The following is a 17,817-nucleotide window of genomic DNA, read 5'->3' on the forward strand; positions in this document are numbered from 1 at the left end:
AGTTTAATTTTTTAAGGAAGGGAACAAATCCATGTTGGTATGCGGAATAAAACAGGCCGCTATGAATTCATCCATATACGTTGGATGAATACTTAATTCCATATAAGTCATATTTTTAGAAATTTCTCGAATCTGGTCTTTTCCTTCGGTAAGGGTCAGTGCCAGATAGCACCCCTGCATGGAGCTGTTACCGATATAATAATATTTTTCCACCGGAATATCCGGCAGCATGCCCAAAGCAATGGCATTTTCAATGACTAAATTGGTGCCAATACCGCCGGCAACATAAACGTTTTCCAGCACATCGATGGACATATCCAGGCTTTCCATTAAAGTATAAATCGCGGAAAAAACAGCGCCTTTGGCCTTAATGAAACTATCGATGTCTATTTCCGTGATATAAACATCTCTTGAACCATTATCCAGTTCTTTGCAATAGAGAAAATACTGGCCAATTCCATATTCGTCAAAACGAATTCTGGGATTGTTCAGATCCCGATCCATGCGACCTTTGCCGTTGATAATTCCAGTACGTTTCATCTCGCAAATCAGATCAATGATACCGGATCCGCAAATTCCAATGGGGCTCACGCATCCAATGGTGTTATAAAAGGGTCTGAGGTCACCCTCATTGATAATAACCGCTTCGATGGCTCCTGGCACCGCACGGGTACCACAGCTGATTTCTCCGCCTTCAAAGGCCGGTCCTGCCGAACAGGCACAGGTCATCAGAAAATCCTTGTTTCCAAAAACGATTTCGCCATTGGTTCCTAAATCCACCAGCATGGTAAACTCTTCGCGCATCCATACCGGCACGGCAAAGACTCCGGCAGTAATATCGCCGCCAACATAACTGGCCACCGAAGGTGCCAAATATATTTTCCCCTCAGGGTTAATTTTAATGCCAACTTCTGAACATTTCATCTCTGGGATGTCATTAATTGCCGGGATAAAAGGTTCCCTTCTGAGATAATTCGGGTTGATTCCCAATAACAAATGATTCATAGTGGTGTTTCCCGCTGCACATACCTCATATATGTCCTCGGGAAAAATGCCCAGAGCGCTGACCATTTTTTCAATGAGGTTATTAATGGTTTCATCAACAATAGCATGCCTGAGATTTTCAAGTCCACCGGGTTTTTCTGAATAAACCATGCGATTAATAACATCCGCTCCATATTTTACCTGGGCATTGCCCATGGAGATTTTGGTCACAATTTCATTGGTATTCATATCCACCAGACAGGCTGAAACCGAGGTGGTGCCAATATCCAGGGCCATTCCATAAAGCACGGTTTTTTCAGCATTTGCCGGTTTAACGTCAAGTATTTCTGCCACTTCTCGGCGTTTGAGATAAACAACCTCAATTTTGAAATTATTGAACCGGAATGCATCCGGAAGTTTCCGAATCAGATTTAAGCTCATGGAAATATCCTGATAACCCAACTCATGCCTGAAATAAAGCTTCAGACGGTCTTCATCAGCAAGACTGTCCTCAATATTGGGCTCCGGTAATTGAATCACTTCGGATCTCAATCGACTGGCATTGGTCATACCCCGCTTAATCATCTTCTTACGCACATAGCTAATGTTTTTATTCTCATTTTTCGAGAGATCCGTAATCTGCATTTCGTTTACAAAAGAGGATGCCAAATCGGGAACTTCCACTTCGATGTCTTCAATAATCGTGGAATTACAGGAAAGCACGATTCCAGCTGCTGCTTCTTCGTCTGAAATATGCCGGGACTTTGTTGTTTTGACTTTTCCGGCGACTATTTTAACCTTGCATTTACCACAGGTGGCATTTCCGCTACAGGGCGAATCAATCATCACACCGGCTCTTCTGGCCGCCTCCAATAAATTTTCATTATCACTGGCTATTAATTCGACGCTTCGTTTACCTTTTACTTTAAACCGTACTTTTTGCATTTAACATCTCCCCTTTTCCGCAGTTCCTATTTAAACAATCCCGGGAGGGCAAAGCCCTCCCGGCAGATCATATATTCTTTATTTCTTTTTATTTTTAATAATTTCCAATTTATCAACAATCCCTCTTAATGCGACCTTTGCCGGTGAATCTGAGGGCAGGTCAACCAATGGTTTCCCATAGGCATCAAATTCAAACACATTTTGATCCAAAGGCACAACCCCAATTAGATCCAGACCCTGATTTTTAATTTCTTCAGCGGTTCCATCATTCAGAACGCCGTCTGGTGCACGGTTAACAATCAGCTTAATGGTTGGCACCTTTAATTTCAGCTCTTTAACCAACTCTTTAATTCGGCCAACCGCCTGGATGCCCCGACGGGAACAATCACTCACAAGAATGAGCATATCAATTTTTCCCAGTGTGCCTCGGCTTAAATGTTCCATGCCTGCTTCATTATCCACAATGATGTATTGATAATTTTTTGCCAAAATGTCTAATTGATGCTTTAAAATACCGTTGACATAACAGTAGCAACCGGCTCCCTGGCTTCGCCCCATAACAAGCAGGTCGTAGCCATTCCCTTCAGCAACCGCCTGATTTAAACGCAGCTGAAGAAAATCAGATTTTGTTACTCCCGGAGATAATGGGACACCGTTCATTTCAGCATGATTAACTTCCTCTTTGATTTCACCGATAGATAACTCAACTTCTTCACCTAAAACTTCATTCAAATTCGCATTAGCGTCAGCATCCACTGCTAAAATAGGACCCAGACCTTCTGCAACCAAATATTCAATGAGCATACCGGTAAGACTTGTTTTACCAACTCCGCCTTTACCCGCAACCGCAATATTAAAAGCCATAATTTTTTCCTCCAAAATAATTTTTTCGCATTAATTTGTTATAATCCAGTTTAAGTTATAACATATGAACTTACAACAGGAAAATTTTGTTTTCTTATCAACTTGTATATATATGTATCGACAAGCACATCATACCATAATCATTCTTGCTTTACAATAGTGCATTCTTTCATAAAGATCAATTTAAGCCATCGAAAAAAGCGGCCACAGACGCCTATCGATAGGGTCTGTGGCCGCTTTTTATCCATCGGTTATTCAACAAATATTTAAGCTAAAAGTTTTGCAAGATCAGCTTCAGGTGTGGAGATTGGTCCAATATTATAATTGTCAACCAGCACTTTTAACACGTTAGGTGAAATAAATGCCGGTAGTGTTGGTCCAAGCAGAATGTTTTTAATGCCCAGCGACAAAAGGGTCAGTAAGATAACAACGGCCTTTTGTTCGTACCATGACAATACCATGCTCAACGGTAAATCATTGACATCACATTCAAAGGCGCCTGCCAGAGCTACGGCCACCTGAATAGCGGAAAAGGCATCATTACATTGACCCATATCCATTAAACGCGGTAATCCACCGATGGTTCCGAGATCCAAATCATTGAAACGGAATTTACCACAGGCAAGGGTCAGAATAATGGAATCTTCCGGCGCCTTTTGAACAAATTCAGTATAATAGTTTCGACCGGTTTTGGCACCATCGCAACCGCCAACCAGGAAGAAGTGTTTGATATCCCCTGCTTTTACCGCTGCAACGACCTTATCAGCAACACCCAGAACGGTACCATGCCCGAATCCGGTCAACAATGTTTTTCCGCCATTAATGCCTGTCATTTCGCGGTCTTCAGCATAACCACCTAGTGCTAATGATTTTTCAATAACTGGGGTAAAGTCTTTGTCTTTTCCAATATGGATCATACCCGGATATTGAACCACGTCAGTTGTGAAAATGCGGTCTGAATAGGTTTCTTTTACCGGCATAATACAGTTAGTGGTGAAAAGAACAGGTGCTGGTACGTTGGCAAATTCTTTTTGTTGATTCTGCCATGCCGTCCCAAAGTTTCCTTTAAGCTGTGGATATTTTTTAAGTTCGGGATACGCATGAGTCGGCAGCATTTCGCCATGGGTATAGATGTTAATGCCCTTACCTTCAGTCTGTTCTAACAGCAGCTTTAAATCGTGAAGGTCATGGCCCGTAATAATAATAAACGGTCCTTTTTCAATGGTTAACGGTACTTCAGTTGGTACCGGTGTACCATAGGTTTCGGTGTTGGCTTTATCCAAAAGTGCCATACAGGCGAGGTTTACCGTTCCGGTTTCTAACACAATGGGCAGTAATTCATCCATTCCCATATCCGAACCCACTGCAACCAGCGCTTTGTAAAAAAAGGCATTCACTTTGGGATCTTTATAGCCTAAGATATCGGCATGATGGGCATAGGATGCCATTCCTTTAATACCTAAAAGAATCAGTGTTTTTAACGAACGAATGTCTTCATTCTCTTCCCATAATTTTTTCATGTCATAGTTTTCCGCTGAGGGATCAAGGTCTGTTTTCATTTTTTCAACACAGGCAATCATTGCCTTGAGGCTCTCGTCATCAAAACTGACATTGGTAACGGTTGTAAACAAAGCTTTTTCGACACAGGCATCGGTGGCCTCAGTTTCTTTAGTATTGGAAACCGCACGTGCCAGACCAATGGTTGCACCTATTAATTCATCCTGGAGATTCGATACCGGTGGTGTTTTACCACACACGCCACTTACTTCACAGCCAGTTCCCTTAGCTGTTTGTTCACATTGAAAACAAAACATATCTTTCATTACTTTTACCTCTTTCCATAAATATTATTGAGCATTTATATACCTAACTCGTATCGCTACGAGAAATAGCCGATTAATAGGAATGTTCTATTGCTGTGGAAATACCACCACAAGAAACATTTTAAATGGTTCTGTCGCATAGACTGCGTGTGGTTTTTTTGATGGCATGACAATGGTTTCGCCTTTTTTCAGGCTGTATTTTTGCCCTGCTATGGTAATTAAGGCTTCACCATCCAAAGCCACAATCATCGCATCGCCATCTGATTCGTGAGAGCTTATTTCCTCACCTTTATCGAAGGCAAACAGGGTTAAACTGATCGCCGGGTTTTGTGCCAAGGTTTTACTGACAATCTGATTGCTTTGGTATGATACTAAATCCACCAGGGTCGATACTTCAGCAACATCAATATTTTTAATATAATTTTTTTCCATGGTAAACCTCCTGTTTTTAAGTTCACTTTAATTAATACCCCTATTAAATCCCCTGAAACGTTTTTAAGCGTTTTCTAAAATTTTACCGTCGGTAGTAATGGTGACAATCTGCCAGGGAATCATTTTCCCGGAGTTTTTCAGGGCTTCGGTAACCGCTGTAACAATACCGCCGCAGCAAGGCACTTCCATCCGCACCACGGTGACACTCTTGATATCGTTAATTCTTAAAATTTCTGTGAGTTTCTCGGAATAATCAACGGAATCCAGTTTCGGGCATCCTGCCAGAGTAATTTTATTTTTCATGAAACGGTTGTGAAAATCCCCATAGGCGAAGGCAGTACAATCTGCTGCAATCAGTAAATTGGCACCATTGAAGTAAGGTGCATTGACCGGAGCAAGCTTAATTTGAACCGGCCATTGGTTAAGCTGAGCCATTGGCACATCGGCGGCGGTGGCTTTTTCTTCGGTGCATTCGCATTCACATCCATCATTTTCCCGGACAATCGGTTTCGATGATGAGCCTGGACATCCGCAGGCTAACGGTTCCAGACCATCATCCTCTGGTGTAACATCGCGTTCAATGCTTTTAGCCTGGGTTCCCGGACATCCCCCGGTTCTTGTTTCGATTTTCATTTTTGCTACTTCCTTCTTTTTCATGTTGGCCAGGACAGCGGCTTCATCATAAGCATCAGCTTCCCGTTCCACAAAGCTGATGGCTCCGGTTGGACATGTTGGCAGGCAATCCCCCAACCCGTCACAGTAATCATCTCTTAAAAGAGTTGCAACTCCATTTATCATTCCGATGGCATCTTCGTGGCATGCTTCAGCGCATAAACCACAACCATTGCATTTATTTTCATCTATTGTAATTATTTTTCGTATCATTATTTTTTCCTCCTACTTGATTTCTTGGACTAATCATACTATAATCTACCCAAAAGAACTGTTGCATATGCAACACAAAGAGGAATTATGGAAAATAAATTTCAAGTTTTAAGAAAAGTTAAATTATTTGAGAATGTCGGTGACAGTCTGGAAGCCATGCTCCAGTGTCTGGGCAGCCAGGAAAAATGCTTTTCCAAAGGCGAAATTGTGCTAATGTCTGGAAACCCCGTCAATTTCGTGGGCATCTTATTATCCGGGGAACTCCAGATCATTCAGGAGGATTATATGGGGAACCGCTCCATTCTCACTGAAGTGCATCCCGGGCATATTTTTGGCGAAGCGCTGGCCTGTGCGGGTGTGGATGAAAGTCCGGTAACCGTCGTTGCCAAGGCCAACAGTCATATTATGTGCCTGGGTGTTGCTCGAATTATCACCACCTGTCCCTCAAGCTGCCAGTTTCATAACCAGCTCATTGAAAATTTATTAAAAATACTCGCCCGAAAGAATCTGCTGCTCAGCAATAAAAACCAGCTCCTTTCCCGCCGAACCATTCAGGATAAGGTACTTTCTTACCTGTCTCTTCAGGCCGAAAAAAAAGGGAATTCTCAATTTGAGATTCCCTTTACTCGAAACGAATTGGCTGATTTTCTTTGTGTAGACCGCAGCGCCCTGTCACGGGTGCTGTCAAAGCTGCAGAAGGATGGTGTCATTGAATACCAGAACAAGAGTTTTAAGCTATTATAATCAGAATAATTGCCGTAAAAAGATGACCCCTGACGAGGACAGTTTCGATACAAAATTTTGTTTTAAGCAGGTACAGCGTTATTATCTAAATTCTTTTCAATATCCTGATAGAGTGTTCGGGTGACCACAATGGAATCGCCCCGTTCGTATAAACGATCCAGATAATCCAGATATGCGCCAGGCGTGATAATGCCGTTGATTTTCAAAAGGTCAATCCCGGTTTTGCCTACGATGGTATCCACCAGCTTGACGCAATTTGTCCCCATGGCATAATAAGTTTTAAAGGGATTTCCGAACCTGAATTTATAAAAACGGGCTCCGGTATCTTTATACAGCTGGCTGGAAACATCGTTGTAGTCCTCAGGTTTTCCTTCTATTTCTCCTTTTTCACTTTGCTGGGCCAGGGGTTCCCAGGGCATTAGATCGTTAACAATTTCATCAAGCTTGTCCTGTGCGCCTTTCTTATGTTCCGGCGTTAACGCTAGGCCATAAGCCATAAGAATTTTTTTCTCAACGTCCAGAGCCTGTTTAATATGGGCCTCTTTGCCCATTTCAACCATAACACCGTCCGCAAAAAATCCCCCCATTTTCCAGGTGGCATCATCGTAATTCCCGTAGCTGTAAACCAAACCATCCATACTAATATCCACATGCCCCATTCCAGGAATCAAGCCCTCCCGGGTATGAATGTAAATAACTAAATCCGGAGTCTTTTGCTGGTTTTTTTCCGAAAGCAATAATAGCTCCTGGGGCTCTTCTTCCACCAGTTTATTCACCTTTTTCAACAATCGTATCGGTAAAAAAGCGGCAAATATCACCGGTAGTGATACCCGAACATGCTTTTTCATTTTTTGCGCACCATCATTATGTTTCATCAGACTTACCATGGCATCGCCGAAAATATTAAAAGAAAAAAAGATAAGATAAACACCAAATATTATTGCAAAAATTTCGGCATTTGTTCCGAAAAATACCATGTCAATTCCTAAAAAGATATAAACAAGGGCTTTAATCAGAGTCCCAATCCAGGATGCCCCATCTTTTCTTAACTTCAAGCTGTTGAGCAGCACAAAAAAACCAATGGCAATACCCAGCATCCCCACTGCCAAGCTAAATGTTCCTTTTAAAAATTGGGGATATGCATAGGTGAAAATCCCGCCAAAGATGCAAAGCAAGCCAATCCCAAGCTCTCTAAACTTACTTTCGCCTTTTTTTAAAAAAATAGATGCCAGATACATAATTCCGACCATAAATATCAAAACCGATACAACCGTCACAATAATCTCCAAAGCCAGTCCTATGTCAAATAATACAATAACACCGCTTATAAACACCGCAATTGCTATCAATATCCAAACAACCGGTGCCGTGTTTTTAAAAGCAACCATGGAAAACCTCCTTTTTGCTTCATTTTATCAGAATTAATTTGTATTCACAATCATAATATGTGGGAATATTCATGAAGTTATAAAAATTTCATCTTGATTAATATACAAATAGAAAAAACTTAGGTATAATATCTTAAGAGAACCGTAACAGAATCTTCTGTATTTAAATTGTACTATTTGATGGTAGTTCATTTAATAATTCGCCGAACCATAACATATGATGTAAATAGCCCACCTAGATTTTTCTAGGTGGGCTATTTTTGATGGGAATAATTAAATTTCAATTTAATATTATCATGTACAATTAGTTGGTATATTTTTATTTATTTTTTATTATGTATTGACAATAAATTTATTCCAGTGTATGCTATCCAATAAGGAGGTAGGAGCAATGAAAATTTATTCATATTCTATTAAGGTATATGTTTTACAAAATATTCACCACACCATGCTCATGCAGAAAATATGTGAATTGATCGATTTTAGCTTTACAAGTGACCAAAATTGGTTGAAATGGCACGAGAGTAATCAAGTCAAAAATTATACATTTTCCGGTTTAATTCCCTTGGAACAAAGTAAAATATATGGTGAAGGTAAAATATATTCTTTCACTCTTCGAACCGTTAATGAAGAACTGGGGCGCTTATTTATGACGAACTTACAAAATTCTTATTCCCCATTTTTAAAAGTTCTAACCATCAAACCAACAATATTACCATTAGTTCACCTCTCCAAAATATATACCATCACTCCATGTGTACTAAAGTCAGATCAAGGTTATTGGCGAACTAATATGCATCTTGCCAAATTTGAACAACGGTTAACTGAAAACCTCATAAAGAAATTCAATATTATTACAAATACAAAAATGGAGGAAGACTTCCAGTTCTTTTCTCTCATCAAATTCGATAACCATAAGCCGATCGCCACTCAATACAAAAATATTAAACTTTTAGGAGACAAGATAACCCTGATGGTTGAACCTAATCCATCCGCCCAAAAACTTGCCTATACGGCCTTGGGTTGTGGATTATTAGAAGCAGGCTCCCGGGGCTTTGGATTCTGTGGTTATAAATTCGCCTAGGAGGTGATGTAATGCTAAAAGACTGTATTGGTATTTTTGAGCAAAAATTTGCTGAAGCCGGTGATGCCTTGATCACTGACAATTATACCCTTGATCCCGGCACTTATATTCTGGTTGATCTGCAAGGCCAAATCATTGATCAAAAAGATGTGGTCAAAAATAAATTTGAGCGGATTGGCTTTGATGACTTTATTGAGCGCGATTATCTGTCTAAATTATTGGATATGAACAAGCCGATTGATGGAAAGAAAGTGATTCATAGCAACAACTATTTATCTTTCTGGATAAAAAAAGATAATCTACAACCCGATCATAACGGTAATACCAAGCTTAACCTCGACATTATTAACAACTACTATGCTATTCTTAAAAATCCTCGTCTTAAATACAAAGGAAAGAGTCTTGAAATTTACAACAATATTGAAACATCAATTGGCGCTCCTGATCTTCAAATCTCTGATTTTTGTAAAACCTGGATCACCAAGCATATTTTTTCATTTATCGACGACCCCAAAATCAAATTTGATAAAACCTATCTCAAAATCTTTTTTATGGCCGATCTGAGTCTGTATCACCAGGAAAGTCAGCGTTACTTCCTGCCCAATATCTATAACACCACCGAGTACAATATTTTAATCGATGACCAAATTTTCGGACTCCCCAACAACAATATGGGAATGAACGCCAAAAAGCCATATCTCGAGAACAAAACCCGCATCAAAAGTAAGGTTCCCTACCTCCTTTCTACTGACGATGTTTATACGCAAAAAAAGTTTTTCGATTACTTGTATAATTACGCCAATCAGGGAAAAACAAATGTCTATTTCAGCACAGACAGGAATGATCCGGATCCCATCTATCCCTACGAAAGCAGCGAAGCTCACGCCAAGAATTTTAGTGGCTATTTTCTAAGAATCCAAAAAGGAAAAGAACTAGAAATACGGGATTATGATTTAATCACCGGCTATTCACCCGATCTTGATCAATTTACCATTCGTCAGGCCATCCATCTTCCTAAGGATGCCCATACCGACCTGACCTACGGAGAGAGCTTTAATTTAAAAAGCGTTCAGCATCTGATCAATACGACTTTTTTCAGAAAATTCTTAACCACCAATTATTTTACCGATGCCGGCGATATCAGGCTTAATGATTTTAGAGTCAAAGAAGAGCTCTTACGATGCCGAAACGGTTTTTTTACCTGGTTTTATAAGGGGGATGCCCGGACGATTAAGAACCTCTTCCCCAAAAGCTCCCTTGAACTGATTAAAAACTCGATTGGTAATGGTCATTTTATTAAAGCCATTGAACAATTCAATGTGCGCGACGGATTTATCACTTATTTTAAAGGAGGAACAAGTATGGCAGATCAGTTAAGTTCAATTAAAACAGGATTACGCGAAAAAATAAACAGCACCGGGGATCATTCCATTGAAAATGATCAGGAATATTTTTATGCCGTTGGTCAGATTACAAACTATTATCTATCTAAAAGTAAATCTAATCAACCTGTATACTCAACCGTTAATCCGGTTATCAATTGCAAAACGGATGAAAAATTAAAAGACTTGGTTAAACGACTTTTTCTGAAATACAATTATATAATCCAACCGAGTCGTCGTTTTGGGAATCTTCAGAGTATGATTTTTTCATATATTCCTGATGGCCCGATAGATTCAACTACATTGATTGCTGGTTATTTAAGCCAAAATCTACTCTATGAATCAAGCAAAGAAACCAAAACACAGGAGGAAAAGACTAATGTTAAATAAACGAATTTATGGTGTTCTCGGGATTAAATCGGTGATGGCAAACTGGAACGCAGATTTTACCGGGTTTCCTAAATCCATTTCTACCGGCGAAGTTTTCGGCAGTGATAAAGCGCTAAAGTACCCGATTAAACGGATGTGGGAAGATCAGGGCGAAAAAGTGATGTATATAAAATCATACAAAACAGAAACAACTACTGATAAAAAGAGCAACCAAGAAAGCACAGATATTCGCCCAAAAACCCTTAAAGAACGTTATGAAGAAGTTTTTAGCGTGAAAAATCTCAAAGAAGAGCGGGACAGTACGAATATTCTTAAGAATCTATTCACTGCTATTGATATCAAAAATTTCGGCGCTACCTTTGCAGAAGAGGGAAATAACCTTTCAATCACTGGCGCTGTTCAGATTACTCAGGGATTTAATAAATACGACGGACATAACGTTGAAGAACAACAAATATTATCACCTTTTAGAGTAGATAAAAAAGTCAACAAGACTTCATCCGATGATAATGATGAAGTTGAAGCTGCAAATCAATCCACCCTGGGAACAAAAATCGTCAGCAATGAAGCCCATTATTTTTATGGTTTTGCGATTAATCCCAGTGTTTATAAAAACTTCGTTGAAATGGGTGTTACTGAAGGTTACACCCAAGCAGATTATGAGAAATTCAAAACCGCTGCATCTATTGCCGCCACTTCATATAACACTAATGCCAAGGTTGGCTGCGAAAACGAATTTTCACTTTTTATTGAAACGGAACCAGAACTTTATTTGCCCGACCTTGCCCAATATATTACTTTTGAAAAAAATCCAAACAGCAAAGATATTATTCACTTAGGAATGACCGATTTAATCAACAGTCTTGAAAACCGCGTTCAATCTGTGGAAATTCATTATAATCCCTATACGACCATTCTTGAAGGAGAATTAAACAAAGCCAAACTATTTAATATCTTTACAAAAGCTGAGGTATAAGCATGGAGACACTCACCTTTAAGCTCAGCGGCGAAACCGGTTTTTTCAAACAACCAGACGTCAACACCTATCAATATTACACCTATGGGCATATTCATAAGGTTGCATTATTAGGAATTTTAGGTGGGATTTTAGGATTAGACGGCTATAACCAACAAAGTAAATCTGACTCTTATCCTGAATTCTATGCTCAGTTACAACATTTGAAAGTTGCCATTCAACCTTTAAACAAAGAGGGCTACATTCCCAAAAAGGTGCAGGTTTTCAATAATTCTGTTGGTTATGCATCTAAAGAAGCGGGTGGTAATCTAATTGTTAAAGAGCAATGGTTGGAAAAGCCCGCCTGGCAAATTTATTTGTTGTTTGATAACTCAGATGCAGACGTATTGCCTCAAGATTTAAAAAACCGGTTCCTCGAAAAACGTTTTGTCTATCTCCCCTATCTTGGGAAAAATGATCACTACGCCAATATTGAAGGAATCGAGGTTTATCCGCTTGAGGTGCTATCACCTGATTTACCAGTTCGCATCCACAGCCTCTTCCCCAAACTATCCGGGTCTCTGGTTCCTCCTGATGATTTGTTTTTAGACGATACTGACGAACTTGATTTTAAATATGAAGAGCGGCTGCCTCTGACAATCGATTCTTATTCGAATCAATATCAGACTATCCCATTTATTTATACTAATATTCCGGTAAAATTATCAGCTACGACAACCGTACACCAGGTCGCTAAAACGAATCTTATCTTTTTTTAGGAGATTGCCATGTATTTTGATCAAATACCACTCTTTAATTTCAAAGAGAATTTTAATACAACTGCTCCATTCCATGCCCATCTTAGCGAAGATAGGCATGGAAACATTAAATCGGAGTTGCTGGAAGAACATATAGACCTTACCATGAGTTACTTTGCGAAACTTTGCGCCGAAAAGAACTTAGACCCGATTTTTCATCATTTCGAAATTCAATTGGTTGGCGATTTATCCGATCCAGCCAAAGCCTTGTGGCAAGAGCTTCTTTATAATGCTATCTATGCCCATGACCTTGGTAAAACCAATCCAAATTTTCAATGCCAGAAAATGAAGAATCACGCCCATCAGGCTACCCTCTCGAAAAACACAAATCACTCTTACTTTTCAGCGCTCATTTATGCAAATCACTATCTCAATAAAGTCTTTGTGTTTAAAGGTAAAGAACAACGTATCCTGTTCTTTACCTTAGTCTTTAATGCCTATATCATTAGCAAGCATCATGGTTATCTCAGCAATTTTCCAGATTTTTTAGAAAAAATCGATCAAGATTTAGTTAATGAAAAACCCGATGACTGTATTTTCTATATGGAACCATTTCACGGCATCTTAAAAAAGCCGGGAATTATTGAGCAATCTCATCATAAGATCCTAACTGACCTAAAAAGAAATGAACTATGGAAGTCGATTCCCTGGATCATCTATGGACGATTTTTGTTTGGTCTTCTGGTTTCCTGCGATTTTTATGCCACCTCTGATTTTATGAACGGCCCCATTCAAAATTTTGGCACCCTCAATGATATTAGCAACTATCTAACTGCATTTAATCAATCGCCCATTACTCAAAACATCCACAAACACCAATTGAGCAAAGACAGAACCATTGTAAGTCCATTTGGAAAAGACGATATCAACACCTTGCGTAGTGAACTTTTTTTAGAGGCTGAAGAAAACCTATTGAAAAATTCCAATGAATCACTTTTCTTCTTTGAAGCGCCCACCGGAAGTGGTAAAACCAATACCTCTATCAATCTTGCCCTAAAACTATTAGAATCAGATTCGAGGCTCAATAAAATCACCTATGTCTTTCCTTTTAATACCTTAGTCGAGCAAACCAAGAGCAGTTTAATAAGTGCCTTTAATGCTGATCCAATCATTGCTGATGCGATTACGGTGGTTAATGGTATTACCTCTATTAAAGCGTTGACAACTCCTGGCAGTGATTATCCAGATGGTGAATTGTATGAATCCGATAAAGAGCTACGTACTGATTATGAACAATCTCTTTTAGCCCGGCAATTTTTGCATTATCCAATGGTTCTGACCACCCACGTCAATTTTTTTAATACGCTTTTTGGCACTGACCGGGAATCGGTTTTTCCCTTGGCACATCTTGCCAACAGTGTTATTATCATGGATGAAATCCAAAGTTATCCTAACCATCTTTGGAAAGAGATTATTCTATTTCTTCAGGATTATGCCCAGCTTTTAAATATGCGCATTATCATTATGTCCGCTACCCTACCAGATTTGGGACAGCTTAGTTTGGATGACGCTCCCTCTGTGCCAAGACTCATTAAAGATCCACAACGCTACTACCAGCATCCCCTCTTTAAAGACCGCGTAAGTTTAGATTTCTCATTGCTAAAATATGACCGGGAGACCATTCTAGATAAGCTTTTAGACAAAATAATCGAAACCAGCCTTGCACTTGAAAACAATCCGGATTTTATTGGTTTTGAGAACAAAGTTCTGATTGAATTTATTAGGAAATCGACAGCCCTAGATTTTTTTGCACGATTAAATGACAAACTCAGCTCACGGGGAATCAACCGCGAAGTTTTATGTATGACTGGTGATGACAATAAAGCGGAAAGAAAGCGCATTATTGAAAAGGTGCGAACCGGAAAAAATTTGATTCTGGTCGCCACTCAGGTGATCGAAGCCGGCGTCGACATCGATATGGATATGGGTTTTAAAGACATTTCACTTTTTGATGCAGAAGAACAGTTCCTTGGACGTATCAATCGTTCCTGCAAGAAAAAAGGTGCCAAGGTTTTCTTTTTCAACTACGACCCTGCTGATCTTTTATACCGCAACGATTTTAGAAAACAGGAACACCTCACCATCCAGGATCAAACCATGTGGAACCTGCTTGAGAACAAAAACTTTACTGCCTTTTATGATATCATACTCAAAGAAATCAATGCGTCCAAACAGGCTTATAATGAGTCAAATATTGAAAATTTTGCCCGGGAAACCTTATGGAATTTTAATTATTTTGAACTCCAAAAACATATGAAGCTCATTGATGATAATCGCCAGGAAATCTCTTTGTTCATTTGCGGTGATCCTGTCGAAATTGAGGGGATTCTTATTGACAGCGATGCCTTGTGGAATGACTATATTGATTTACTTAAAGACAATTCCATAGGCTATGCCGAAAAACGGGTACGACTGTCTAATTTTTCAGAGAAAATGGATTATTTTATTTATCAGATTTCAATGCCAAATTATTCTTTTGACAATCAAGGACAAATTGGTGATCTTTATCGCTGTGAACGTGATGAAGCGTTTTTCCCAAATGGTAAGTTTGATCGAAATGCATTTCGTGCCCATCATGAAAACAATCTTTTTTTGTAAAGGAGTAGCTTATGGGAATAACCGGTACCCTGGTGAATTATTATATTCATTGCAAGCGACAATGTTGGCTCCATGGCAATCGGATCAATCTGGAAGACAACAGTGAGGATGTTAAAATTGGAAAGGCGCTGCATGCGGTTAAAGCTTCTGAAAGTACCGGAACGGAAATCGCTGTTGAAAATATCAAAATTGATAAAATCACCAAAGATTATCTGGTTGAAATAAAAAAATCTGATGCTGACTATGAAGCCGTTAAGTGGCAAGTTCTTTTCTATCTAAACATTCTGAAGAACAAAGGAATTGAACGCCAAGGAAAAATAGAATTTATTGAAAAAAATAAAAGTGATCGCAAAACATATTATGTGGCCCTGGACGATGAAAACATTCAAAAGCTATCAATCATCGAAATAGAAATTATTGAACTGTTGAACCAACCGGCACCACCGTCTATTGCTATTAATAGGAAGTGCACTAAATGCGCTTATTACACCTATTGCTGTATCTAAAGGAGGTTTCCTATGGGACATACCCGATATCTGACATCGATGGGTGAGTTGGCCAGAAAGGATAATTCGCTCTGCTTTCGTGTGAACGGACGAAATACTTATATTCCCATTGAAGGGATACGTGAACTCTATTGTTTGTCTGAAGTTAGCATTAATACTAAGCTTCTTGATTTTCTCTCGAAAAACAATGTCATTATTCACTTTTTCAACTATCATGAAGGCTATAGTGGCACCTTTTATCCTAAAGAAACTTTGGTCAGCGGCCGTTTGTTGGTTGCTCAGGTAAACGCGTCAATAAATAAACGTCTTGATATTGCCAAGGCAATTGTTCAGGGCATCGCCTGCAATATTGATGAACTGCTCTATCATTATTATAAGCATGAAAAGAAAGAGGTAAAACCCATCATTGACTGGATTCGCAAGGATTTGCCATTAAACCTGTCTCGTGCATACAATATAAAACAAATTTTACAAATTGAAGGTGAATTATGGCAGCGTTTTTATTCATGTTTTAAGTATTTCTTGCAAGAAGATTTTATGATGAACAAACGCGTCAAGCGTCCTCCTGATAATCCCATCAATGCACTAATTTCTTTTGGAAACAGTTTGCTTTATTCCAAGACTATATCTGTGATTTACCAGACTCATTTGGATCAGCGGATCAGTTTTCTTCACGAGCCATCGGAAGGCCGGTTTTCTTTGAGTCTTGATTTATGCGAAGTTTTTAAACCCGTAATTGTTTTTAAGACAATCTTTGATCTTGTAAATAATCGACGTCTTCAAGTCGATAAACATTTTGAAAAGAAGTTAAATTACTGTATTCTTAATGAAGAAGGCCGCAAAGTATTTATCGGAGCCTTTGAAGAACGTCTTGAAAATGTTTTTCAGCATCCCAAGCTTAAGCGAAAGGTAAGTTATCGAACCGCCATCAAGCTAGACTGTTATAAGCTAATTAAGGAAATCCTAGAGGAGCAAACTTTTATACCATTCAACAATAAGGAGAAGCAGTAAATCATGGGAAAATCACTCAATTATAACTATGCCTTTGTTTTCTATGACATTAACGAAAAACGTGTAACCAAGGTTTTTAAAATTTGCAAAAAATATTTGGTGCATTACCAAAAATCGGTTTTTCGCGGTGCAATTACGCCCTCAAAGCTCATTCAACTTCGACAAGAATTAAAAAACATTATTGTTGGCGAAGAGGACTTTGTGTGTATTATTAAATTGCTTAATGGGGATGTTTTTGAAGAAGAAACTTTAGGTAATTTTCAATCTGCCGAAAATCTTTTTCTTTGATTTACCAGGTGAGTTTGCTCATTTCTATCGAAATCACCGTATTAATGGGATTTGAGGAACTTTATTGATATTCCTTAAAAGGGTGGGAAATATTCTGAGATGCCTATATTCATCTGATTTAATGGGATTACACCATTATTTTTTAGCGATTTTGCTATAGCCGAACCATAACATATGATGTTTTTAAATGGAGCTGTGAAGCGGCAACCGTGGCAGCGTATGCCGCCGAACCATAACATATGATGTTTTTAAATGTAATAACTTTTTATGCTTATCATAGGCGTTTTCCGCCGAACCATAACATATGATGTTTTTAAATGTTATATTGCATCGCCTACGACCACCAAACGCATTTGCCGAACCATAACATATGATGTTTTTAAATAAAACGTTTCCGCATAATCAAGCCGATGGATTTCCCGCCGAACCATAACATATGATGTTTTTAAATGGTCTAAGTAACACCTGACGCGAGTCCCATGGGTGCCGAACCATAACATATGATGTTTTTAAATTCCGGTAGGGGCTATATTAGCCGGATTAGCTGGGTTAGCCGAACCATAACATATGATGTTTTTAAATAAAACCTTTGGGGCTGTATTCCCTGATGCTTTGGAAGCCGAACCATAACATATGATGTTTTTAAATATGTATCCATCATTAAAAAGTAGACAAGATATTACCGCCGAACCATAACATATGATGTTTTTAAATTTGTCT

The 17,817-nt window shown here is 39.0% G+C and carries 15 protein-coding genes and 1 CRISPR repeat array; of the genes, 9 read left to right on the forward strand and 6 right to left on the reverse strand.

Annotation, left to right across the window (positions count from 1 at the left end; translation table 11 throughout):
- Window positions 1–3 precede the first annotated feature (3 nt).
- The 5 genes from acsV to AKG39_RS07030 form a co-directional block, all read right to left on the reverse strand.
- Window positions 4–1,929: a corrinoid activation/regeneration protein AcsV gene (gene acsV / locus AKG39_RS07010; protein WP_050739668.1), complete on the reverse strand. Its 1,926-nt coding sequence runs from the start codon at window positions 1,927–1,929 to the stop codon at window positions 4–6.
- A 78-nt stretch (window positions 1,930–2,007) separates the two neighbouring features.
- Window positions 2,008–2,793, reverse strand: a complete 786-nt coding sequence (locus tag AKG39_RS07015; RefSeq protein WP_050739669.1) for an ATP-binding protein — start codon at window positions 2,791–2,793, stop codon at window positions 2,008–2,010.
- A gap of 266 nt (window positions 2,794–3,059) precedes the next feature.
- Window positions 3,060–4,616: a hydroxylamine reductase gene (gene hcp, locus AKG39_RS07020; protein ID WP_050739670.1), complete on the reverse strand. Its 1,557-nt coding sequence runs from the start codon at window positions 4,614–4,616 to the stop codon at window positions 3,060–3,062.
- 87 nt (window positions 4,617–4,703) lie between these two features.
- Window positions 4,704–5,048, reverse strand: coding sequence for a cupin domain-containing protein (locus AKG39_RS07025; protein ID WP_050739671.1), 345 nt, complete (start codon window positions 5,046–5,048; stop codon window positions 4,704–4,706).
- Window positions 5,049–5,111: 63 nt separating this feature from the next.
- The gene (locus AKG39_RS07030) at window positions 5,112–5,933 is read right to left on the reverse strand and encodes an ATP-binding protein (RefSeq protein ID WP_050739672.1); all 822 of its coding nucleotides are present in this window, start codon (window positions 5,931–5,933) and stop codon (window positions 5,112–5,114) included.
- An 87-nt stretch (window positions 5,934–6,020) separates the two neighbouring features.
- On the opposite strand from AKG39_RS07030, the gene AKG39_RS07035 reads away from it, so the two are divergent.
- Window positions 6,021–6,677 carry a Crp/Fnr family transcriptional regulator gene (locus AKG39_RS07035; protein WP_050739673.1) on the forward strand — a complete coding sequence of 219 codons (657 nt, stop codon included), beginning with the start codon at window positions 6,021–6,023 and terminating at the stop codon, window positions 6,675–6,677.
- Between the two features lie 62 nt (window positions 6,678–6,739).
- Here the strand turns inward: AKG39_RS07035 and AKG39_RS07040 are convergent, their stop codons facing one another.
- Window positions 6,740–8,065 carry an HdeD family acid-resistance protein gene (locus tag AKG39_RS07040; protein ID WP_050739674.1) on the reverse strand — a complete coding sequence of 442 codons (1,326 nt, stop codon included), beginning with the start codon at window positions 8,063–8,065 and terminating at the stop codon, window positions 6,740–6,742.
- Window positions 8,066–8,456: 391 nt separating this feature from the next.
- Between AKG39_RS07040 and cas6 the strand changes: the two genes are divergently transcribed.
- Genes cas6 through cas2 form a run of 8 tightly spaced genes read left to right on the forward strand, consistent with a single transcriptional unit; the run spans window position 8,457 to window position 17,097 of the window.
- Window positions 8,457–9,149, forward strand: a complete 693-nt coding sequence (gene cas6, locus AKG39_RS07045) for a CRISPR-associated endoribonuclease Cas6 (RefSeq protein WP_050739675.1) — start codon at window positions 8,457–8,459, stop codon at window positions 9,147–9,149.
- 11 nt (window positions 9,150–9,160) lie between these two features.
- Window positions 9,161–10,921 (forward strand): hypothetical protein, encoded by a 1,761-nt coding sequence (locus tag AKG39_RS07050; RefSeq protein WP_050739676.1) that lies wholly within the window; start codon window positions 9,161–9,163, stop codon window positions 10,919–10,921.
- Window positions 10,911–11,897 (forward strand): type I CRISPR-associated protein Cas7, encoded by a 987-nt coding sequence (locus tag AKG39_RS07055; RefSeq protein WP_050739677.1) that lies wholly within the window; start codon window positions 10,911–10,913, stop codon window positions 11,895–11,897. Before AKG39_RS07050 ends, AKG39_RS07055 begins: the two co-directional genes overlap by 11 nt.
- Window positions 11,898–11,899: 2 nt before the next feature.
- Window positions 11,900–12,655, forward strand: a complete 756-nt coding sequence (cas5b, locus tag AKG39_RS07060) for a type I-B CRISPR-associated protein Cas5b (protein WP_050739678.1) — start codon at window positions 11,900–11,902, stop codon at window positions 12,653–12,655.
- 9 nt (window positions 12,656–12,664) lie between these two features.
- Window positions 12,665–15,292 carry a CRISPR-associated helicase/endonuclease Cas3 gene (locus AKG39_RS07065; protein ID WP_050739679.1) on the forward strand — a complete coding sequence of 876 codons (2,628 nt, stop codon included), beginning with the start codon at window positions 12,665–12,667 and terminating at the stop codon, window positions 15,290–15,292.
- A gap of 11 nt (window positions 15,293–15,303) precedes the next feature.
- Window positions 15,304–15,798, forward strand: a complete 495-nt coding sequence (locus AKG39_RS07070) for a CRISPR-associated protein Cas4 (protein WP_050739680.1) — start codon at window positions 15,304–15,306, stop codon at window positions 15,796–15,798.
- Between the two features lie 12 nt (window positions 15,799–15,810).
- A complete protein-coding gene (gene cas1b / locus AKG39_RS07075; protein WP_050739681.1) occupies window positions 15,811–16,809 on the forward strand; it encodes a type I-B CRISPR-associated endonuclease Cas1b in 999 nt (332 codons plus the stop codon).
- Between the two features lie 3 nt (window positions 16,810–16,812).
- Window positions 16,813–17,097 (forward strand): CRISPR-associated endonuclease Cas2, encoded by a 285-nt coding sequence (cas2, locus tag AKG39_RS07080; protein ID WP_050739682.1) that lies wholly within the window; start codon window positions 16,813–16,815, stop codon window positions 17,095–17,097.
- 159 nt (window positions 17,098–17,256) lie between these two features.
- Window positions 17,257–17,811: direct repeats of the CRISPR family, unit length 30 nt; unit sequence GCCGAACCATAACATATGATGTTTTTAAAT.
- Window positions 17,812–17,817: the final 6 nt, after the last annotated feature.

It is taken from the genome of Acetobacterium bakii (assembly GCF_001263355.1).
GTDB classification, from domain to species: Bacteria; Bacillota; Clostridia; order Eubacteriales; family Eubacteriaceae; genus Acetobacterium; species Acetobacterium bakii.